The sequence below is a fragment of the Quyinboa mangrovi genome (assembly GCF_042219825.1).
GTDB lineage: Bacteria > Bacteroidota > Bacteroidia > Bacteroidales > UBA5342 > JBHJHP01.
In genome coordinates this window covers 182371-204378 of the sequence record NZ_JBHJHQ010000006.1, presented here as the reverse complement: position 1 = coordinate 204378, position 22008 = coordinate 182371, and the positions used below count along the sequence as shown (strand labels likewise).

Genomic DNA, 22008 nt, shown 5'->3' with positions numbered 1-22008 from the left:
ATACGAAATTTTATCAACTTCCACCTAAAAAGACAGCATGAGAAATGTTTCATCCTTAATTTCTCATTCAACAAACAGCCTGTTAAAACCGGAATACTCCGGGCTGCGGATCCTTCACCTTCTTACAAAGCACAGCAGAAATGGCCATACCAAGTACATCTCTTGTATCGGCAGGATCGATGATTCCATCGTCCCACAGCCGTGATGTACTGAAATAAGCTGAACTTTCCAGATCATAACGGTCCGTTATCTCTTTTTTAAACTTATCCAGTTCTTCTATGTCCACCGGTTTTCCTGATGCCTGCATTTGCTGCACTTTAACCGTGCTTAATACATTTGCGGCCTGTGTTCCGCCCATTACCGCAATACGCGCATTAGGCCACATAAACAGAAAATCAGGATCGTATGCCCTGCCAGCCATGGCATAATTTCCGGCTCCATACGAACCACCAACAATAACCGTTATCTTAGGCACATTACTGGTTGCCACTGCATGAACCATTTTTGCACCTTCCTTAGCAATCCCTTTATGTTCATAATCCTTTCCGATCATGAACCCGGTTATATTCTGGAAGAACACCAAAGGAATTTTACGGTAATTACACAATTCAATAAAGTGGGTTCCTTTTAATGCAGACTCCGGAAAAAGTATGCCATTATTGGCTACTATACCTACCGTATATCCGTGAATACTGGCAAACCCGGTTATTAATGTTTTACCGTAATTAGCCTTAAATTCCTGAAACTTACTCCCATCCACTACACGGGCAATCACCTCATACATCTCCATTTGCTTCGTCTGGCGGGCTGGTACAATTCCATAAAGTTCATAGGGATCATACGCAGGTGAAACGTCTTCTGCCATACGTACCTGATGTTTCTTTGGAGGAGTTAATGTTGAAAAGATATCCCTGCAGATACGCAGCGCATCCAGATCATCTTCTGCCAGGTGATCTGCCACCCCGGAAACGGACGTATGTACATGGCCTCCACCCAAATCTTCTGCAGAAACATCTTCGCCAGTAGCCGCTTTTACCAAAGGAGGACCTCCGAGAAAAATCGTTCCCTGGTTCCGCACAATAATGGATTCATCACTCATTGCCGGAATATATGCTCCGCCAGCAGTACACGATCCCATTACTATGGCCACCTGTGGAATTTGCTTCGACGAAAGTTGCGACTGCAGATAAAAAATGCGTCCGAAATGATCACGGTCAGGAAAAACATTAATTTGTTCCGGCAAAAATACACCACCGGAATCTACAAGAAAAACCGCGGGCAAATTATTTGCCAATGCGATTTCCAGTGCCCGGATATGTTTTTTGATGGTCTCTTTTACATAGGTTCCACCCTTTACCGTTGCATCGTTAGCAATAATAACGGTTTCGATATCCCGTATCAAACCAATACCTGTAATGATACCTGCTGACGGAAAACCATCGTCGTACTGCCCGTTTGCAGCCAATGCTGAAAACTCAAGAAAAGAGGTATGCGGATCAATCAAATGATCTATGCGTTCTCGTGCTGTGAGTTTACCGCGTTCTCTGTGCCTGATAACAGGTTTTTCGCTATCGCGTTGCAGTACAGCTCCTAATCGGGTCCTGTACTCCTCCATGAGCACTTCAAAAGCCTTTGTGTTTTCGGTAAAGCTTTTAGATCCGGAAATAATATGTGATGTTAGCTTCTCCACGTTTGTAATACAGTAAAGAAACACGCGCCGCGCCTTTTTGTTTACAAATTGTCAGTTCGATCTTTAACTTTTATTAAGGAAAATAATACGTTATTTTGAATTTCTCAACTCAAACCGAACCAGCATCGTACTTTCAAATTTTATCTTTTCAAATTCTATTTCAGGAAGGGCTTCCTTTTTTACACTTGAAACACCACGGATCATTATGTTACTATTCAATGTATTCGGTCTGTAATAAGTAAAATTCTGTTCCTGAATAAACAAGGCTTTGCCGGCATCCTGTTTGATAGCCTCTGCCAGATAATCGGCTTTTTCACGGGCTGCTTTAATGGCATTGATCTTAACCTGCTTCTGGAATTCTGCTTTTTGCGAATGATCCACATGATCGATGGTAATATTGGAAATATCCATTTTTTCCAGTTCAATAAATACCAGGCTAAGGGTTTTGGTATCATGCACAATCAGTTGATATTCCTTGCTGGATTTTATCTCATCTTTTTTCAGCCAATGATCATTAAAATTACTGGCAAAATCCTTTACGGCCAGATCCTTATCCACATTCACTCCTATCTTTTTAAGTGCATCGTACATTTTCTGTTCCTTCTCTTCAAGTGCTACCTTGCTTTTTGTATCTGCCTCGTTAATAAGTATTTTAAGATAGATTTCGTCCGGAATGACTTCCAGTTCAGCTTTGCCCGTAACTTCGATATAATTTTGATCGATAAAGTTTTTTTCTCCGTTTTGAGCCCTAAGTACAAAACCAGAGCACAGGAGGAATAAGAATACGAGTTTTTTCATGTTTTAAAAATTTTAAGTTTATAAATAAGATGCATAAAGATAGAATTTCCATAAATGTGAGTGTAGTTTTTAATTTTTTTTAGATTTTGAATGCACCTCTGTAAATATTACCTTTAGAAGTGCTAAAAACAGATTTATGTTTTCTAATCCATTTTCTTCTTTCAGCAGGCATATCAGGCAGCTTTATACATACTCAGAGGCTATTCATGACACGTATATTGACCCGAAACTTTTTGATAGTTTACCAGCACCGGCTCAGCGATATTTCAGACATGTACTTGTTGAAAACCAAAACTACCTCAGCTCCGCCCGGTTAATTCATGATGGTGAATTCAGGGTCAACCCTAACCAGAAATGGTCAAAAATAAAAGGCGAAGAATACTTTACCGTTGAACCACCTGGCTTTGTCTGGCGGGGAAAGGTTCCTTTAATGAGTGCCACCGACCTTTTTATTAATAAGCAGGGAAATCTTCAAATTCGTCTTTTTCAAGCCATAAGGATCATTAATAAGAAGGATGAGAAAATAAATCAGGGTGAACTACTGCGCTGGCTTGCAGAGGCTCCGTGGTATCCAACAGCTTTGCTTCCCTCTAAAAACCTTTCTTGGGAAAAAATAAATGACTCCGAATGTAAAATTACACTCTCCTCTGAAGGTATAGATGTTGATGCCAGGCTTCATATTAATAGCAAGGGAGAAATCACCAAGCTTCAGGCAAAACGGTTCAAAGATGATACCTTAAATAACTGGACAGGGATTTACAAAGACTATCAGAAAGTGAATGGTATGTTGATACCGATGTCATGCGAGGTATCGTGGAACCTGGAAGAAGGAGATTTCAGTTATGCCCGTTTTAACATAAAAAAAATTGAATATAACATCTCAAAACAATTCTGATGAACCTTTATTTTATTGCGGTCATACCGGATGAGATTCTTATGGAAAAAGTAAAAAATATGAAACGGGAGATTCAGCAACGGTTTAATGCGAAACATGCCTTAAAATCTCCGGCTCATATTACATTGCAAATGCCATTTAAACGAAATGAAGAATTTGAACATGAACTGGAAGAAGTTTTGAAAAATTTTGCAACAAAACAGTCTTCATTCAAACTGCATCTTAAGAATTTGGGATGCTTTAAACCGCGGGTAATCTATATTGATGTGGAAAATCCTTCCCCTCTACAGCACCTTCATGCAGGACTTAAAAAGCAACTGATTACAAAACTTAGCTTTGACCAAAAAGAAGTCACTCAAAACGTCACGCCTCATATGACGCTTGCAACACGTGATCTGGACGCCAAAGAGTTTTATAAAGCCTGGCCGGAATATGAAAAACGAACATTTAATGCTGAATTCAACATTGAAAGCATATTTCTCTTAAAGCACAACGGAAAATTCTGGGATATTTACAGAGAGTTCGTTTTCCAATTGTAACAATATTTTGTTGATCTAATGAATAGAACTTCAAGTTTGTGTCGTTAAATTGTAAATGATTAATCCAAGTTAATATTCTAGTCTTTATTATAGTAATGAACAGAACTTTGAATAAGTTCGACCGGGCTATAAACAGTTACACTGGCTGTTTGAGTAAATGCAACAACTGAATAATACATATGATAATGCAGACCATCTGTGAAAGTAATGCTGAATTCATTATTTCCTTTTTGCATTTCACCATAATTCTCCTCTATTTTCTGTTGAAAACTTGAGTTCAAAGCCCTGTCCTCTATAATAAAACCATGATCAATAATTGTCTCATGGTCATCAAAAAGCACTTTAGCTTTTATGGTAAGACTTTCGCCTTCCTGAGATTCAACGCAAGAAATATATACAAATGGATAATCCTTTTTTTCTAACTCAACATCTTTCTGACATCCTGTAACAAAACAAAGGCTCAAAATCAAAAACAATAATTGTATTTTTTTCATCATTTAAAGCTATAACTTAGGACAAATTTGTTTTCTAATATATTATAAATATTAGTATCAGAAACTCCATATAGATGACTTAATCGAAATTCAAAACAAACAGATCGACGATACTTAAATATGCTTTCAAAGCCAAATCCTAATGAATAACCAAACTGATACCGATCAATAAAGGTATGATCTACGTCTTTTCTTATGTTATATATATTGTCATGATTATTAATCTCAAAACTTAAGTTTTGATTGGTATAACTATATGATATCGAAGGACCTGCATTCAAATAAGGTCTGAGTTTTTTTACCGGTAAAGTATAACGTATTAATACTGGTAATTTTAATCTTTCGATATTGATTAAAATACTATACTCTGTTCCATTTACAATTGAACTATAAGTGAATCCCTGCTTTGACAAGTTTAATTCAGGATGAATTGAAAAATTGCTATATAATATTGGTTTATCAAGAAATAAACCAACGCTTAGCGTTGAATTATAATCGTATTTAAATGATTTAATATTTTCAGCCTCCGATGTTGATTTCAAAATGGTGTTCTCTATTCCAAAATTCAAACCCCATTTTAAATGAGGAAGAGGTGTCTGATCAAGATTATTATACTTCCTGATAAATGCTTTTAACGAATTATCCGAATATGTAACAAAATTAATCTCTTGCTTCAATGCAGGGAAATCATGTGTACTTTTAAGTATTTGATTTTTAAAATAGTATTCAGAATCTTTAATGTTGTTCAACTCTACAAATAATGTACTGTCTTTTTCAATAAAATATCTTTTAAATCCATTAAAATTATATTTATACAAATTAATTCTCCCCTTGGTAAGACATTCAATGAAAACTTTTTGTTTAAAGCCATTAATATTAATTTCTTGTGATTTGAAGCTATTACCGTCATAGAATCCATACTCATTTATTTCCTCAGGAGAAAATTTTATTTCATCCCCATTTTGTTCAACATAACAATAGCTAAAATTTTTATTACCTTTATCCAGGAGTTTAATACCACTAAACGAGGTTGAATCAATCATATAATACCCTTTTAACTGACTATGCATATTTATTGAAACCAGCAATAAAAGAAGCATCGAGAGATAATGTTTTCTACTCACTTTAGATTTTACACCATAAAGCATTAATGACAAAAATCCATACAAAAAGTATTTTTTCAGCATATCGTTTTCTTCTGTTGGATTACACGGAATGTAAGTTTTCATATATAATTCCTATTTTAAAACCAAATGATGGAAACTTTTGTATCTTTTGAATTAAACAGGTAATATTTCAACATTCTTTTCATTGTTTGATTCCAACATTGATTCCCAGGTGTTAATTTCAATGCACAGGTTACTTATATCAGTCATCTTCAAGTTAAGTAGTCTGACTTAAAAAGAAAATAAATTAAATGGACACAAATCAACGTACAAATATAGTTTTTTATTCCGATCTCCTTAAACCTTTAAATAAACAATGATAATTTATAAAACCTCTAAACGATCCTACCTGCTGAGCCAATTTCCGATGCTATCAACTCATAAATCTGTTTTGGCACCAGTCCTACTTCTTTGCGGTGTGATACAAACAAGATGGTTGTAGTTGTCTCTTCTGCAATTTTATTAATCAGTTGATTAAATAACATAACGTTTTCATCATCCAGTCCAACGGTCGGTTCATCCAGAATAAGTAAAGGTGGATGTTTAACCATGGCTCTGGCCAGTAAAACTAAACGCTGCTGACCAAATGAAAGTTTCTGAAAATACGTCTTTTTCAGATGCCCCATTCTTAGCAGGCTCACCCATTCCTGAGCTCTTTCCCGTTGAATATCTGTTGGCTTGACATATAATCCAATGGAATCCAGAAAGCCAGAAATTACCATTTGCTCAACGGAATCTGTACGGGAAAACTGTTGCGCCATATCCGACGAAAAGTACCCTATTTTTTTACGAATATCCCAAATGCTTTCACCACTCCCCTTTTTTACACCAAACAGGGTAATATCCTGTCCGTATGCTTTGGAATTGTGGCCATTAATCAACGACAATAACGTACTTTTGCCTGAACCATTAGGACCTTTTAGTTGCCAGAAATCACCCTGGTTAATACGCCAGTTAATGTCATTAACAATTGGGCGTCCGTCGTATGACACATTTACGTTCTTAAATTCTATCAAGGGATTATCGTAATCCGAATAAGTTTGGATTGGTTGTGGAACAGCGTTTACAAAATACGTGGTACTGTCTGGATTATTAATAACAGATCTGTCGTATTCTGTAAAAGTTCCATCAGTATCAACATATATTTTATCAATAAAAGACAAAATATCATCCTTCCGGTTCGCGATCTGAATAACTAAAACTGTTTGGCTTAACTCAATAAGCCTTTTTGCAATGCTTTCCTGTGAAGCTACATCCAGATGATCGAAAATATTATCTACAATGATGTAATCAGGCTCATGATCGATAATCCACTGCAACAATAATTTCTTCTTTTCACCTTCCGAGTATTTCTGAAAACTGTTCTTCGGACTTTGAATAATCTCAAAATGTTCGTGTCTGATTTCCTCAGCAATTATTTTTTTCAGTGTAAGATCAGAGAAAAGTTCGCCTTTTAATTCTGAAAGAGACTTTATGATAATCCCGTTAAACAGGTTATCTATCAACTGCTCCTTATTATCTTTATTGGAAATATAAAATGTTGTGTGATGGAGTTCCATAATAATAAATAATCCGCTGTTCTTGTGGAATAATTGCAAAAATAGAAGAATAAAAAACACCTAAAAAGTGCTGATTATTATTCTCCTTTTAGTTTTTTAATACTTCTGAAGTACTTCTTTTCCGGTCTGTAGTTTAATCGGTTAGTATCCAATTCTAATATGTCCTGTCCAGAAAATATCCTTAATACAAGTGGTCCTGGATTTTTTCTCAACATTGGAATCCAGAAATACCTGGGATAAGTTAAAAATGTGAATATCTGTTTCAACATAGTAAATTCTACGATATCTGGTTCGCCATCCTTTTTTGCTCTTAACAGCTCTATCTTATCAATTGAACTATAACTAATTGCAATATAAGACAAATTCATATTATGGTTCATTCTCAGCAAAAATCCTTTTTTGAATTTTTGAAAATTACACCGAATATTTAAATCCGTTGAATCGGATATTTTGTCATTAATTTTTGCCCTTTTCAAACGATATACGGAACTACCCACAGCACCAAACATTATTTGTTCGCGTATCGTGACAGGCTCTCCAAGAAGCTGATCAACTTCTTTTTTCAGTTTTTCGTTATACTGCTCTTCAGAATAAAAAATCATCAATTTGCCTTTTATTATTGCACAGCCAATTCCAGGGTATGTTCAATCAATTCCATTCCACCATATTGTCCATGTCCGGGAATAACAATCTTTGCCTCGGCAAACTGCTTCTGAAGTTTTCTGATCGTTTCAGGATATGCTTTCAGGTCACCATCTGCTGTATTTCCAAGGTTTCGGGAATTTAGACTTTTAACGATACATCCGGGGAATAAAATTTGTTCCGAAGGAATCCAGACCACAATGTTATCCAGTGAATGAGCAGCACCAAGGTAAAAACATTTTATTGTTTTGCTACCGAACGCTAATACCAAAGAATCTCTGAATCCAAACAACGGAACAGGAAGCCCTTCTTTATGGCAAATCTCCCTGGTTTGTTCATTGGCATACGACAGGATGTGCTGATCCTGAATAAAGGTTAATCCACCCATACAGTCTTCATGCCAGTGATTAGGAACAAAACCAACTACTTTTAAATGCAGAGAATCTTTCAGGTAATTCAGCAGAATTTCTGTTTGTGCATTGTTCCAGGGAGAATCAAACAAAAAGGCTTTGCTCTTATCTGTTAGTACTAATCCATTGGCACCTACCCTGCCATACCCCTCGACATTAGTAAAAGAAACATGAATATAAGCATCATCAGATATTTGAATAAGGCTTACATCGTCTGATATTTTTATCGTTTTATTGTTAAAATCTTTTGCATCACTCAAAACAGGTACTGACTGTGCATTTATTGCAAAAAAAGAATACGCGAGAAAAAAAACAAAAAGAAATGAGCTTCTCATAGTTACAAATTGTTATATAAAGTGAATCATATTGATAAACACTCAAATATAACTAAAACAACAAATTGAATAACATAATCATGTTCAATTATTGCACCACAAAGTATTTTAATACGGCCGGTTCATTATCAGGTTTAACCTTTATCACATAAGCCCCCGGGGACAAGTTATTGACGGAAAGCGCCATTTCATTTTTATCCTTAAAGATTTCGGTCGATATCATTTTCCCTGTCAGGTCATAAACATCAACCTGTATCTTTTTGTATACAGACTTCAGACGAATATTCAGAATGCCAGAAGATGGATTGGGATAGATTGTTATTATTTCTTTCAGATCATTATACTCAATATTATTACCTAAATCCACGGAATACAACTTAATATCATCAATCATCCATCCTTCTTTGCCAGTATCCACGCTATCACTGATAAAATTAAAGCGAATGATTAATGTATCCATTGCATCGAACTTCATAGTTTTTAATCCAGATGGAAGTACATACCATGCTAAAATTATGTTTTGCCAACTCTGAGAATTTCCACTGAATCCAATCTCTTCATTTGTTAATTTAGTTGTCATATACTCATAATATCCATTATAAAGACTCCTTGGTGTTTCATTAAAAAAATATGAAGTATCCTTAAAAACATTTAACCAGCTTTTACCATTGTCATAAGATATTGTTATATACCCCCCATCTTTTAAGGTATCTGTATCATATTTTTGTTTGAATTCAATAAATATATCATATGGATAGTAGTCAGGATAATTAAACCTTCCAATTTTTATGTCAAAATAAGAGTAGTTATTTGCCGGATAAGATTTTACTGTATCAGTTACAATTACATTTTTCCCACTATAAGCACTTTCAAAGATAGATTTCAGAGGTTGGCCTATTTGCCAGATATTTTGCGATGATGTATCAACTTCCAAATATTCATAAGGCTTTTCAAATGTAATTGTATCCCAAACATATATAATTCTATCATAATCCTGTGGATATACGGATGAACGAACTAATCCTAAAAAACAAATGGCAAATAAAATCTTTTTCATGGTTCAAATAAATTAATAATAGGTTAGATAAAGTTATAAAAAATAACAGCTAAAGGCAATAAAAAAAGTCCCGGCTCTATGAGTCAGCCGGGACCTGTCCAAATGTAAAACCAAGACTCTATGGTTGAGCTATTTCTTAAAGATCATATCTTCATGATCCAGTACCTTGTATATTCTTACTTTCAAAAAGTCTGTAATTAAAAATGCTGCTATGGCATAACCCCATATGTACAGCGCCAGCGTCCATGATATTGGGGTAATGAACCAGCCATAAACAGCCACAAACGTGGCGAGTATTTTTGTAATGACTGCCGCCCAGAACATGGTTGCACTTGGCTTAATGGACCAGAACGGTCCTTTTGTCCGGGTCAGGAAAATGGTTAAATGGCCCGCAACAGCAAGCTTTAAAAATACAAACGTCTGTATCTGATCCTTGCTTAAATCCAGAACCTGCTGCCCAATATAAAATATTCCGAATGAACTGATGACACCTATTATACCCAGAAACGTTGCCATGCTTAAAATGACTCTCATATTCCATCGTTCGGGTTCATTGGAATATTTTACATTGTCGTAAGCAATGGCCATTATCGGAGCATCGTTAAATAATGCCAGCAACACAATCATAATAGCAGTGATGGGGTAAAAATTAAATGCTATGATCGCCAATGTGATAAAAAACAAGACCCTGATAGTTTCTGCAATCCTGTAAATCGCATAACTGTTCATGCGCTGGAATATCTTCCGGCTCTCTTTTATGGCATCAATCAGAACCGATAATCCGGGAGAGGTAAGCACAATGTCAGCGGCAGATTTAGCGGCATCCGTTGCTCCGGCCACAGCCAGACCAGCATCCGCCTTTTTAAGCGCCGGAGCATCGTTTACACCGTCGCCTGTCATTCCCACAATATGTTTTTGTTCCTGTAGTAATTCTACAATCCGGTATTTATGCTCAGGAAATACCTGGGCAAATCCATCTGAATTCTCTATAATTTCTACAGCTTCTTTATCCGGTTTATCCAAAAACTCGGTAGCTTCACTGATATGGTCACCAAGGTTGACTTTCCCTGCAATCTGTTTGGCTATAGCAAGGTGATCGCCTGTAATCATTTTCACATTCACACCCATTTTTTCAGCCATGGCAATGGTTTCTGCCGAATCTTCACGTGGTGGATCAAACAATGGTATCAGACCAACATATTCCCAGTCACTATTCTCTTCCTTAACAGCTACACCAAGTGCTCTGAATCCTTTTAATGCAAATTCAGTAATTTGATCATTGACGGCTTTTGAAATAGCTGCAGAAGATTTTGCAGATAACAAACTTAATATAACCTGCGGCGCCCCTTTAGATACAGAGAAATTTCCCTTTCCAGACTTGGTCACACTGGCTTCGCTACGTTTTATAACCGGATCAAATGGCTTAAAATCTGTGACCTGACAAGCTTCATATTGTTTGTTGACCGCTGCGTCTGCTTTTGCATCCTGTATAATGGCTGAATCAATCGGATCTTTATCTTCCTCCCTGGAAGCGAGCATCCCGTACAGCAACACATCTTCCTGTTTAAATTTTCCCAATGGTTTAACCTCGGAAAGTGTGAGTTCATTTTTTGTTATGGTTCCGGTTTTATCTGAACATAAAACATCCATTCCGGCCATTTCCTCTATGGCAACCAGCTTACTCACAATGGCTTTCTTTTTAGCCAGAGCAGATGCTCCAACCGCCATGGTCACGGACAGCACTGCAGGTAATGCCACAGGAATGGCGGCTATGGTCAGCACCAAAGCAAACTGTAAGGTATCCAGAAAGTTTTCGTGACGGTACAACGACAACAGGAAAATAATGGCAATCATGATAGCGGCCAGTACAATCAGGTAATGCCCAATTTTAATGACTGCTTTCTGGAAATGACTAATTGTTTTAGCCTCAGCCACCAGTTTCGCGGTCTTACCAAAATACGTATTCTGACCGGTAGCCACTACCAGACCATCCATTTCACCCTGACGAATTATAGATCCCGAGTAGGCCAAATCATTTGTATGCTTTTCTACAGGCAGGGATTCACCGGTTAACGCAGATTCATCAATAGTCAGATAATCGCCTTTAACCAGCTTTACATCTGCCGGAATAATATCCCCCAACCTAAGCCTTACCATATCTCCCGGCACCAGACCTGCTGCAGCTACTTCACCCCACTTTCCGTTTCTAAATACGCGGGCGTTCAGTGCCAGTTTTTTCTTTAACTGACTAATGGCATCATCTGCTTTATATTCCTGCCAAAAACCAACCAGTGCATTCAAAAGCAGCAGAATAAAAATGATCCAGAAATCTTCCCAGTGATGGATGACCGCAGACAGGACTGCTGCCACTTCAATCATCCATGGAATGGGTCCCCAGAAGTAACCTAAAAATTTTAGTACCGGGTTTACTTTCTTTTCTTCAAGTTCATTGGGACCGAACTCTTTTTCTCTTTCCTTAACCTGATCATCCTGTAATCCTTTGAGACCAGTTTCCAGATTCTCGCAGACCTCATCAATGGTCATTTTTTTAAAAGCGTCAATGTCAAAGTGTTTCATAGTGGACAAATTTTAGAAATACCACAATTAAGGGTGAAATATTACTATTCCGTAAAGTGTTAAAAAATTTGATTTCGGGAAGAATGACCTGAAATATGTAAGCTTTTTGTGATGTATTCAATGGTGTCATAATGTATGAATACTTAATTCCAATTACATAATCACACTAACAACATATCACAACCGGGAATATCTCTGTAATTATACTTTTTTATCCCAAACCGGACGTATTTTAAACTTCGTTAAACGAAGAACCTACCGGGGAAATAAAATTTAACAGACCTGGCTATACCTATAATCCAATTTGTAATTTGGGAGAAAATGAAATAAAATTTATCTTTCCATTTTAAATTACAATAACACTGTTATGAGCAAAGAAAAAGTTTTAGAAGTGCTTAAGGCCGCCGGCAAACCATTAAATGCCGGGGAAATTGCCGATGCCTCCGGTCTGGATAAAAAAGAGGTAGATAAGGCTATGAAAGAATTAAAAACAGATGATGCCATTGTATCACCTAAGCGTTGTTACTGGGAACCCAAATAGGTTCTCAGTTTTATTTACCTTCCTGAGTAATAGTTATCCCATCAAAATAGTCACCTGCTTCCAGTCCGATTCTTATTATCCGGTTTGAATTTGTCGGATTAGGATCAATTTTTATAAACAGACTCCGTGCGTCTTTTCTTTCCAGATAAAAACAACTGTCCTGAATAACATATTCGCTTACATATTCCTGATTCACATCAAAATGATAAAACCATACCGTATCAACAGCTACATCCGTTATCCACCACCAGTCACCTTCAGTGGTTACAGTAGCTGAATCGCCATTAGAACTAAAATTTAAAGATTTAGTTGAAAGTTTTATAATATCACCCCATTTCCCAATTGGCTCCTTTTCTGTGCAGGCTGCAATTAAAACCATCAAAACGACCAACATAAATATTTTCAGTTTCATTTATTCTGATTTTGTACAATAGAGGAAGTCAAATAAAAAAAGGTTGCATATCACCTATTTCCCAAATCTGTAAACCAAAGCGAGTTGTTGCGATTGATCCAAAACAGAAAAATTGAGCAGGTGAAACGACAGGTTAAAGTGGCCTTCAACGTGTTCTTTCTGTAAGAATTTCCAGATTACATCCGTTCTGAGATAGCTTTTTAGGTCGTAATACCTGTCACCATTAGTTATATGCAGTCCGTCACCCTGGCTAATATTTGCTCTTAGTGCAAAGTACTTAATTTCGGCATAGAGTTCTGCGGTAAAACTCCAGGATTTTTGGAAGGTATTTCCTTCACCTCTGTTTCTGTAGGTTGATTCTAATACACCAGTCCTGATATATCCCTTTTGTAGCGGCAATAATTCATCCAGGTCGGATCCTAAATATAAAGCAAGGGCAAGATTATCCTCCACGAATTCATTTTCCTGCCTGATCCCCTTTCCGGCATAATGAAACAGCGTAAGGTAATTCTGAAAGAAGAATGAACCGCCCCTGATCTCCCCGTTAAGTGCAGCCATAAACGTTTCCCTCCGATTATCCGTCTGACGACTGGTCCAGTCCACAAATCCTGCCTGATGCCCCCATTTCCATCTGTAATCGGCATAAAACCCTTCAATATTAGGACGGTAATAATTAAACGTATCTGTAATCAGAGCCAGGGGAAAATCAATCAGGTTCATTCGTGGAAAAGCACCAAAATAAAATGTCTTTTTGTCGTCTTCATACTGATAATAGGCAATCAGTTTGGGAAGCTTTTCATTCAGCCCACTTCCAAATTCAAATAAATGATCCAGTCCAAAACGGAAACTATTATTCCCTTCCAGCGTTGTCCCCAATGCAAAACTGGTTCGTTCACCAAGCATCGTTTGAGAAATGGCCTTGTCATACCCATCATACTCGCGGTTATCGCCAAATCCATAAAACTGAACATCGTACTCTAACTGCTGAGCAAACGTTTGAAAGCCCGAAACAATACATAGCGAGCATATTATATGATAAAGTCTGATCTTTAATTGCATAGATACAAAGGAAATAAAATATTGCATATCAGCTTTGATTGCAGCCCTGTTTTTATAATGCAAGAGGGAATCTGCCGCCGCAAACTCCCTCACTAAACTTTGGGTATTTAACTGGTTTAATAAAATTATCTCTTCTGTAAGAATCCTCAGGCAATTTGTGCCACCGGGAGATTAAATGAAAATGTTGTTCCCTTCCCATACTGGCTCACTACTTTAATATCCGAATGATGTAACTCCATGATCTTTTTCACTATGGCAAGCCCTAATCCTGTACTGTCAGCATATTCGTGACTTTTATAATATCTATCGAAAATATGTGGAATATCCTCATTTTTTATTCCCTGACCCGAATCTGAAATCCGTACCTGCACTTTTTCAACATCCTTCATATTCACCTCAATATTGATCGTATCGCCATCGTTACAGAATTTAATGGCATTATCTATCAGGTTTTGTAAAGCCCTTTCAAGCAAAGAGATGTCAGCTTCCACCATAGGAAGATCTTTCGATAGAATTGTATTGATGCTCACCCCTTTTTTCTGCGAAAGAATTCTGAATTTTGCTGCAATATCAGAAACCAGCTCACCGATCACCAGTGGTTCAAAATCGGGTTTAATCTGATTGGTTTCCAGCTTTGAAAGTTCAAACAATTCAAATACAAGTTTTTTCAAACGCTCACTGCTTTTGACAATGGTCTCCAGATATTTTTTCTCATCTTCCTTTTTCAGTTTTCCCTGCTTCAGCAACAACGTTTCCGCATAGCCCTGTATGGACGCTACAGGCGTACGCAGATCGTGAGACACATTGCTTATCAACTCTTTACGCAGATTATCCACTCCCTTCAGTTCCTCAATATTTTTCTCAATGGTATCAGCCATCTCATTAAAAACCAAACCAATCCTGTCAAGCTCGCTTTTATCCTGTACATCAATCCGTGCATCGTAATGTCCTGACCTGAATGCCAGAATACCTTTTGTTATATTGTTCAGTTTTTTAGTCAGGAACCAGAAAGCGATCAGCCCTGTCATGGCTGCAATCAACAAAATAACGATCATTGACCTGATTGAAATTCCCAGAATGTAACTTCCAAGCACGGTATGCGAAGCAGAAGCATATTCCTGACTGGCCAGTACAATATAAATGTAGCCTATCAACTTGTTATCTTCAATGATCCGTGTGGCAGAAAAGATTTTGGATTCTCCCGGATTCCTCGGATCATCACCCATGACTATTCCTTTGGAATTATCGGTGAGGAATTTTTGGATCGGATCCAGAGATACATTTTCAAGTTTCACTACCTTATCGGGAGCCACATAACTTAAAATTTTCCCGTCCGGATTTAAAATGTAAACTTCAACACTGGGATTAATAACCATCATGGAATGCATAATGTCTCCCAATGCTGCTTTATTCAAACTATCTTTGGCAACAAGCGGCTGAATTACACCCAACATATTGGATGCCAGCTCCCGGTTCAGCTTCTGGTTCACTTCCTCAGAATAACTTCTTGCCGATTGAACGGAAATGTAGAGCACAATGGCTGCAAAAAGCACAAGCACAAATAAAAATATGGCGGACAATTGCCAGAATAAACGGCTGAATACTCCGGGCTTTTTCAAATCTGTTTGTGATCTTTCCTGACTCATACTAGTTTTCTCTGAATTTATATCCTACTCCCCACGTTGTTAATATGTACTCCGGCTTATTGAGATTGGATTCAATTTTTGACCGCAACCTGTTGATATGCGAATTCACCGTATGCTCAAAACCTTCAAACTCATATCCCCAAACCTGATTAAGTAATGTCATGCGCGAGAATGTTTTACCCGGATTGGATGCCAAAAGCAATAAAAGGTCAAACTCTTTGGGACTCAGTTCCACGCGTTTTTTATTGATTTCAACAATGCGCATGGATTCATTGATATAGAGGTTGCCGCTTCTGATTTCCAGTTCATTATCATCAACTAGCTTTTGAGACATATCAATGCGGCGCAACACGGCTTTTATTCTGGCAATCAGCTCCCTGATACTGAACGGTTTGGTTATATAATCGTCAGCGCCAATTTCAAGCCCGAGTACCTTATCTATTTCTTCCGATTTGGAGGTCAACATTAAAACCGGTGTCGTAATTTTTTCCTGACGAATGCGCTTACAGACCTCGAAACCATCCATCAATGGAAGCCTTATGTCGAGCAATATGCATCTATAGGAATTATTCAGGGCTTTCATAAGGCCGTCCTTACCATCGTATGCCTTATCCACCTCAAAATTCATATCTCCTACATGAATGGAAATCAATTCGGAAATATCCTTATCATCCTCTATTATAAGTACTTTATCCATCGTTTTTATTCTAAAACAGAACAAAGTTAGGAACAGTTCATCACAGAAGTATCACAAAATCATCAAAGAACCGTGATAATATGAAAAAAGGAATGTTTTTTGAGTAAGTTAATTAACATCACAACATGTTAAATATCTGAACATATTATTGTACGTCTTGGTTTTATGATAAACTTTAGAAAATTATGAACTACTATTATTCAAAAACAGTCGATTATTCATTTGAAGATACAATTGAAAAGCTTAAAGCTGAACTTAAGCCTGAGGGCTTCGGTATTGTAACAGAAATGGATGTGCAGGAAAAGTTTCATGAAAAACTTGATGTATATTTCAGGCCCTACAGAATTCTTGGGGCATGTAATCCCAAATTTGCCTACGAAGCTCTGCAGGAAGATGACAAGCTTGGAACGATGCTACCATGTAACTTTATCGTTCAACGCCTGGATAACGAGAAAACTGAGATTGCAGCTATTAATCCTGTGGCATCAATGCAGGCTATAGACAATGCTAAACTCAATACTTTTGCCATCGAAGTGGGAGATATATTGAAACGGGTATTGGATAAGGTTTAAAAACGTTTCAGTGTATTTTTTCCGATAAAGGATTTTAGTACGTAATATACGTATTCCATTCTTATGATGTCCATTGCTGAGGCATGGCCAAGTTCCACCGGAATACGTTGTAAGTTGGTATAGATCTGATCCCGTTTCAACCCAGCTGTTCCGAATGTGAGGACCGGAGATACGGGATTATTTCTGAGCCTTTCGAAATACGCTTTACTAACCTTATCATCTGTAAACGGAAATGAAAACAACGGCGTCTTTATATCAAAGGCTTTAACAAGGTTTCCCACAGATTGCTCTGTCTGTCTCACCTGTTCTTCTATTGGAATCTCTGAAAATTTCGGGTGATCCAGACTATGAGCTCCTATGGTAAAACCATCCTTAAGTAATGATTTAATCTGAGCCGTACTTAAATATGGTTGTTCTGTTTTTAGAAATTCGGAGAAACTTATACCTGCTATTTCTGCAACATCATCCAACAGCCTTTTTTCAGCATATTTTACACTTTCAATACGCTCTTTTATCACCTGAAAATCGGTTTCTACCTCCAGCTTTCCTGCAATCTTTTTAATCACAACATTCTCCAGCCCATTAATTTGTTCTATAACCAAACTGGCTTTATATCTGAAAAACAGATCTTTATTATCTATAAAAGCCGTATTCACAAAACACGCAGCCGGTATTCCCTTACGTTTTAAAACCGGCGCAGCAAAATGGTAAAAACTACTTAATCCGTCATCGAACGATAACCAGAAAGAACGTTTTGATGGTTGCTTTCCAGTTTGAGCCCAATTGATCAGAGTTTCGGTGTCAATGGGTTCAAAATGATGCAATAGCTCATCAAGATCCTTTTCAAAGGATTTCACTGATTTAACCGGATAGGCGTGTTTCAGGTACGGCTGTGGCTCATCCTCAACCGCATGATAAAACGGCATCACCAGTTTTTGTCCGGTGAGTAAGGTCAGCAGACCTAAGGGTTTCAGGCGCCAGACAGGGGCCAGTTTTAAAAGAAAATCCTTCATAATCCGTTCACCGAAGATACATATTTTGCAGTTATTGAAAAATCGGTTTAATCCTGAATCGTTTTATCTCCCCGAATTCTTTATTTTTGAGCTAAAAAAGATGGCGTCACACCTGTATTTATTACCAAGTTTGATGGGAGACACAGCAGCAGAAGATGTGTTACCAGAAAAAAACATTGCACTTATTAAAACGCTGAAACACTTTATTGTTGAAGATCTTCGGAGTGCGCGCCGCTTTTTAAAAACCGTCGATAAGTCCATTGAAATAGATGAACTCACCTTTTATTTGCTCAATGAACATACCACACCAGAGGAAGCATCACGGCTTATAAAACCACTGCTTAAAGGAAACGATGTAGGACTAATGTCCGATGCCGGATGTCCGGGAGTAGCTGATCCGGGAGCAGATGTGGTGGCACTGGCGCATGAAAAAAACATCACCGTTGTTCCTTTGGTTGGTCCCTCATCCATTTTAATGTCTGTTATGGCAGCCGGAATGAATGGTCAGAATTTTTCTTTTGTTGGCTATCTGCCGGTTAAACCCCATGAAAAGCAAAACAGACTGAAGGAACTGGAGCGCCGGATTATGCAGGAAAACCAGTCGCAGGTATTTATTGAGGCTCCTTACCGAAACATGAAACTGGCTGAAGATCTGCTCAGGATGTGTTCCCCTGACCTAAGGCTGTGTATTGCTGTTGATATATCAACACCACAGGAATTTATTAAAACCAAACGCATTACAGAATGGAAAAGTAAGTTACCTGATATGCACAAAAAACCTGCTATTTTTGTTTTAGGTAAATAAAAAATGATGAAATTAATCCGGGTAACTTTGATAATTGTTTTAAGCATAGTGGTTGCGGCTTGTAAAACAGATAAACGATCCAATCAAATTATGAATGTTCCTGTTCCACTGGTAGTATATAAAACAAAAGCAGATTACAGCAAATATGTTCCGGTTTTGTTAAATGACTCAAAAGACAGGATCATATCGTATCCGGCACCTGGAGATCTGACATTTGATGGCGATCCTGCACTACCAACACAACTTAAAAACGGATACCTGCTGGATAATATGGGAATCGGCCCGAATACTGCCTTTACCACTTATACATACGAAGAATATTCAGCCTTTGATCATGCACCATCAACCCAGGAACTCCTGAATCATATTATTGACTCCGACCCGTTCTCTGAACTCTGGCTTTGCGGCACAAGAAATAACTTTAACACAACGCAAGATATAAATGAACTTATCCTGAAAGGATTTAAGCACAGCAAAAACCTGTTGAAAGAATAGACATACAGCTATTATCTCCGATTAATCGTTTAATACTCTTGATTACTTTTGTCCGGTTAAAGCGTTAGAGATTCTGAGCGTAGTAAAATGAAGCAAAGAAACTTTAAGTAATATTGATTTTTAGCCGGACAACAATGACACCTAATTAATCTGTTTATAATAAATGGTAGCAATATCTGCTTTGCGCCAGATTTCAAAATGTACCATGACCATGTTTGTTAAAATTCATTAAAAACAGTTCAGATTAAGAAAAATATTTAACTTTGTATCTCAAAGTACTATGCAATGAAAAACAAACAGGACGACATTCAGATCATACGAAAGATGATGGAGGAATCATCGAGATTTCTTACACTTAGCGGTTTATCCGGAATATTTGCGGGACTTTATGCCCTGGCAGGAGCAGCTGTCGCATATTTCATGATTCTGGACAGTGGTGCCAGAGGACTTGATTATTCTTTCGATTATTTCAGATTTGGAACCAACCGTACTGAATTATTTTATCTTTTGCTGGATGCATTGGTTGTTCTGATTCTTGCATTAAGTACAGCCTGGTTAGTATCATATAATAAAGCAAAAAGGGAAAACAAATCATTCTGGACAAGAACGGCAAAACGCATGCTGGTCAATCTGTTTATTCCTCTTATTGCCGGAGGTTTATTTATTCTCGCCATGTTGTATCATAACGATACCATGTTTGTATCCTCTTCCCTGCTTATTTTCTATGGCCTTGCCTTGCTGAATGCATCCAAATACACGCTTGGTGAAATAAAATATCTGGGATTATCAGAAATAGCAACAGGAATTATTTCGTTGTTTTTCTTAGGTTACAGTTTTGTTTTCGCCATTTTTGGGTTCAGCATTTTGCATATTATCTACGGATTCGTAATGTGGAAAAAGTATAAGTAGTGGGAAGTTTAATTGATGGTTTAAATAAAGCATTTGAGAGCAGGGTAAGATTAGGCATCATGTCTGTGCTTACCGTTAACGAAGCAGTTGATTTCAACACCTTAAAGGAGTTGCTTGATGTTACTGACGGAAACCTGGCCAGTCACCTGAAAGCACTTGAAAAAGAAGATATGATTACCATGAAAAAGAAATTTATCGGCAGGAAACCAAATACGACCTATTCTATAACAGAAACAGGACTTAGTGCTTTCAATGCACACATTAATGCACTTGAGAAATTATTTAGAAGCTAATTTTTTTTAATCAATCACTTTGTATTTCAAAGTACTTTTAATACAATAAATCATGGAAGACAAAAATGAAAAAACAAAATGGTATCAGACATTCACTGTAAAAATGGCGGTACTCGGATTTATGACGTTGATCCTGCTTATTCCACTGGAAATGGTAAAAGATGTTATTCGCGACAGAATTCATTTTTCTGATCAGGCCAAAAAGGAGATTACACAAATGTGGTCAGGGCAGCAGACTATCTCAGGTCCTGTATTAAATGTGCCGGTTTACACGTATGAGCAGACCAAAGACGGAAATGTGATGGTTACGAATATTCTACACCTCTTGCCGGAAGAACTGAACATAAGCGGGACGGTTAAACCTGAATTACGTAAAAAGAGCATTTACAGAAGCGTGGTCTACACATCTGATTTACAGCTTTCAGGTAATTTCAAACAACCGGATCTTTCTTCATTTTCCGGATATCACATTCAGTGGAAAGATGCTTATTTTACGTTTGGGATCAGTGATAACCGCGGTATAAAAGGGAATCTGAAACTGAAGGTGAATGACAAAACAGTTGAACCGAAACCCGGTGTAGCGGATCACGACCTTTTTAAATCGGGCATTACCTTCGAAATGCCGGTGGATACATCTTTGGAAAACCTGGCCTTCACCATGAACCTTGAATTAAACGGCTCTGATGAACTCTCATTTTTGCCCATTGGCAAAAGCACTGATATTTCCATAAAATCACCGTGGGCAGATCCTTCATTTAAAGGTGATTTTCTGCCTTATAAAAGAGAGGTGACCAAGGAAGGCTTTGATGCACACTGGAAAGTCACAGAACTGAACCGTACATTCCCGCAGATATGGAAAGGGAAAGCATATAATGTGAATCAACAGAGCCTGGGAATAGAATTTCTACTGATGGCAGATCATTATCAAAAGTCGTTGCGAAGTGTAAAATACGGCCTGTTGTTCATTATATTGACATTTCTGGTCCTCATTTTTTCTGAATTGTTTTACCACAACAGAATTCAGCTCTTTCATTACATTCTGGTGGCCTTTGCCCTTATCCTGTTTTTCTCTTTACTGACGGCGTTAAGCGAACAAATAGGATTCAGTGCGGCGTACCTGGTTTCAGCAGTACTAATCGTATCAGCTATCTGGTTCTTTACACGCGGATTTATAAACAGTCCCAAAGTAGCATTAATCCTGAACGGTATTCTTGTTTTGTTTTACGTCTTTATTTTCATCCTCCTTTCTCTGAAGGATTATGCATACCTGGCAGGTAATATTGGGCTGTTCATAATACTCACAACCGTAATGGGTGTCTCACGAAAATTAAAGATTAACGACAAATAATATTTCACTCCGTGGCTGTCCCTGTCTTATGTTGAATCTCAGAATGCTTACCTGTT

Annotated in this window: 23 protein-coding genes; 9 read left to right on the top strand and 14 right to left on the bottom strand. The window is 37.5% G+C overall.

From position 1 onward, the window contains the following. Positions 1 to 82: 82 nt before the first annotated feature. A complete protein-coding gene (locus ACE1ET_RS14110; protein WP_375729063.1) occupies positions 83 to 1690 on the bottom strand; it encodes a carboxyl transferase domain-containing protein in 1608 nt (535 codons plus the stop codon). 90 nt (positions 1691 to 1780) lie between these two features. Then, complete coding sequence (locus ACE1ET_RS14105; RefSeq protein ID WP_375729062.1) at positions 1781 to 2488, bottom strand: SIMPL domain-containing protein; 708 nt, start codon at positions 2486 to 2488, stop codon at positions 1781 to 1783. A gap of 136 nt (positions 2489 to 2624) precedes the next feature. Between ACE1ET_RS14105 and ACE1ET_RS14100 the strand changes: the two genes are divergently transcribed. Further along, positions 2625 to 3383, top strand: a complete 759-nt coding sequence (locus ACE1ET_RS14100) for a DUF6920 family protein (protein WP_375729061.1) — start codon at positions 2625 to 2627, stop codon at positions 3381 to 3383. Further along, positions 3383 to 3922 carry a 2'-5' RNA ligase family protein gene (locus ACE1ET_RS14095; RefSeq protein WP_375729060.1) on the top strand — a complete coding sequence of 180 codons (540 nt, stop codon included), beginning with the start codon at positions 3383 to 3385 and terminating at the stop codon, positions 3920 to 3922. Before ACE1ET_RS14100 ends, ACE1ET_RS14095 begins: the two co-directional genes overlap by 1 nt. Before the next feature lie 77 nt (positions 3923 to 3999). On the opposite strand, the gene ACE1ET_RS14090 is transcribed toward ACE1ET_RS14095, so the two are convergent. The 7 genes from ACE1ET_RS14090 to ACE1ET_RS14060 form a co-directional block, all read right to left on the bottom strand. Further along, positions 4000 to 4419 (bottom strand): hypothetical protein, encoded by a 420-nt coding sequence (locus ACE1ET_RS14090; protein ID WP_375729059.1) that lies wholly within the window; start codon positions 4417 to 4419, stop codon positions 4000 to 4002. Beyond that, on the bottom strand, positions 4416 to 5645 hold the full coding sequence (locus ACE1ET_RS14085; RefSeq protein WP_375729058.1) for a porin family protein: 1230 nt from the start codon (positions 5643 to 5645) through the stop codon (positions 4416 to 4418). The genes ACE1ET_RS14090 and ACE1ET_RS14085 overlap by 4 nt, the downstream gene beginning before the upstream one ends. Before the next feature lie 272 nt (positions 5646 to 5917). Then, positions 5918 to 7141, bottom strand: coding sequence for an ATP-binding cassette domain-containing protein (locus tag ACE1ET_RS14080; protein WP_375729057.1), 1224 nt, complete (start codon positions 7139 to 7141; stop codon positions 5918 to 5920). Positions 7142 to 7218: 77 nt separating this feature from the next. Further along, a complete protein-coding gene (locus tag ACE1ET_RS14075) occupies positions 7219 to 7743 on the bottom strand; it encodes a hypothetical protein (protein ID WP_375729056.1) in 525 nt (174 codons plus the stop codon). Positions 7744 to 7757: 14 nt separating this feature from the next. Beyond that, positions 7758 to 8528 (bottom strand): subclass B1 metallo-beta-lactamase, encoded by a 771-nt coding sequence (gene bla / locus ACE1ET_RS14070; protein ID WP_375729055.1) that lies wholly within the window; start codon positions 8526 to 8528, stop codon positions 7758 to 7760. Between the two features lie 88 nt (positions 8529 to 8616). After that, a complete protein-coding gene (locus tag ACE1ET_RS14065) occupies positions 8617 to 9585 on the bottom strand; it encodes a T9SS type A sorting domain-containing protein (protein ID WP_375729054.1) in 969 nt (322 codons plus the stop codon). Positions 9586 to 9714: 129 nt separating this feature from the next. After that, positions 9715 to 12162 (bottom strand): plasma-membrane proton-efflux P-type ATPase, encoded by a 2448-nt coding sequence (locus ACE1ET_RS14060; RefSeq protein ID WP_375729053.1) that lies wholly within the window; start codon positions 12160 to 12162, stop codon positions 9715 to 9717. Between the two features lie 367 nt (positions 12163 to 12529). Here ACE1ET_RS14060 and ACE1ET_RS14055 point away from each other — a divergent pair, with 367 nt between their 5' ends. Next, complete coding sequence (locus ACE1ET_RS14055) at positions 12530 to 12703, top strand: hypothetical protein (RefSeq protein WP_375729052.1); 174 nt, start codon at positions 12530 to 12532, stop codon at positions 12701 to 12703. A 10-nt stretch (positions 12704 to 12713) separates the two neighbouring features. Here ACE1ET_RS14055 and ACE1ET_RS14050 read toward each other — a convergent pair whose 3' ends face one another. The 4 genes from ACE1ET_RS14050 to ACE1ET_RS14035 form a co-directional block, all read right to left on the bottom strand. Beyond that, a complete protein-coding gene (locus ACE1ET_RS14050) occupies positions 12714 to 13115 on the bottom strand; it encodes a hypothetical protein (protein ID WP_375729051.1) in 402 nt (133 codons plus the stop codon). 54 nt (positions 13116 to 13169) lie between these two features. Further along, positions 13170 to 14201 (bottom strand): hypothetical protein, encoded by a 1032-nt coding sequence (locus ACE1ET_RS14045; protein WP_375729050.1) that lies wholly within the window; start codon positions 14199 to 14201, stop codon positions 13170 to 13172. A 119-nt stretch (positions 14202 to 14320) separates the two neighbouring features. Continuing rightward, entirely contained in the window at positions 14321 to 15820 is a 1500-nt protein-coding gene (locus tag ACE1ET_RS14040; protein WP_375729049.1) for a sensor histidine kinase, read from the bottom strand. A gap of 1 nt (position 15821) precedes the next feature. Next, the gene (locus ACE1ET_RS14035) at positions 15822 to 16517 is read right to left on the bottom strand and encodes a response regulator transcription factor (protein WP_375729048.1); all 696 of its coding nucleotides are present in this window, start codon (positions 16515 to 16517) and stop codon (positions 15822 to 15824) included. 185 nt (positions 16518 to 16702) lie between these two features. Here ACE1ET_RS14035 and ACE1ET_RS14030 point away from each other — a divergent pair, with 185 nt between their 5' ends. Then, positions 16703 to 17089 carry a DUF302 domain-containing protein gene (locus ACE1ET_RS14030; protein ID WP_375729047.1) on the top strand — a complete coding sequence of 129 codons (387 nt, stop codon included), beginning with the start codon at positions 16703 to 16705 and terminating at the stop codon, positions 17087 to 17089. Here the strand turns inward: ACE1ET_RS14030 and ACE1ET_RS14025 are convergent. Beyond that, positions 17086 to 18102, bottom strand: a complete 1017-nt coding sequence (locus tag ACE1ET_RS14025) for a polysaccharide deacetylase family protein (protein ID WP_375729046.1) — start codon at positions 18100 to 18102, stop codon at positions 17086 to 17088. The genes ACE1ET_RS14030 and ACE1ET_RS14025 overlap by 4 nt on opposite strands. Before the next feature lie 34 nt (positions 18103 to 18136). On the opposite strand from ACE1ET_RS14025, the gene ACE1ET_RS14020 reads away from it, so the two are divergent. From ACE1ET_RS14020 to creD, 5 genes are all read left to right on the top strand, one after another. Further along, positions 18137 to 18907, top strand: a complete 771-nt coding sequence (locus tag ACE1ET_RS14020; RefSeq protein WP_375729045.1) for an SAM-dependent methyltransferase — start codon at positions 18137 to 18139, stop codon at positions 18905 to 18907. Between the two features lie 3 nt (positions 18908 to 18910). Next, positions 18911 to 19402 (top strand): hypothetical protein, encoded by a 492-nt coding sequence (locus ACE1ET_RS14015; protein ID WP_375729044.1) that lies wholly within the window; start codon positions 18911 to 18913, stop codon positions 19400 to 19402. Between the two features lie 285 nt (positions 19403 to 19687). Next, positions 19688 to 20311: a hypothetical protein gene (locus ACE1ET_RS14010; protein ID WP_375729043.1), complete on the top strand. Its 624-nt coding sequence runs from the start codon at positions 19688 to 19690 to the stop codon at positions 20309 to 20311. After that, positions 20311 to 20604 carry a winged helix-turn-helix domain-containing protein gene (locus tag ACE1ET_RS14005; protein WP_375729042.1) on the top strand — a complete coding sequence of 98 codons (294 nt, stop codon included), beginning with the start codon at positions 20311 to 20313 and terminating at the stop codon, positions 20602 to 20604. Before ACE1ET_RS14010 ends, ACE1ET_RS14005 begins: the two co-directional genes overlap by 1 nt. A gap of 52 nt (positions 20605 to 20656) precedes the next feature. Then, a complete protein-coding gene (gene creD / locus ACE1ET_RS14000) occupies positions 20657 to 21952 on the top strand; it encodes a cell envelope integrity protein CreD (protein WP_375729041.1) in 1296 nt (431 codons plus the stop codon). Positions 21953 to 22008: the final 56 nt, after the last annotated feature.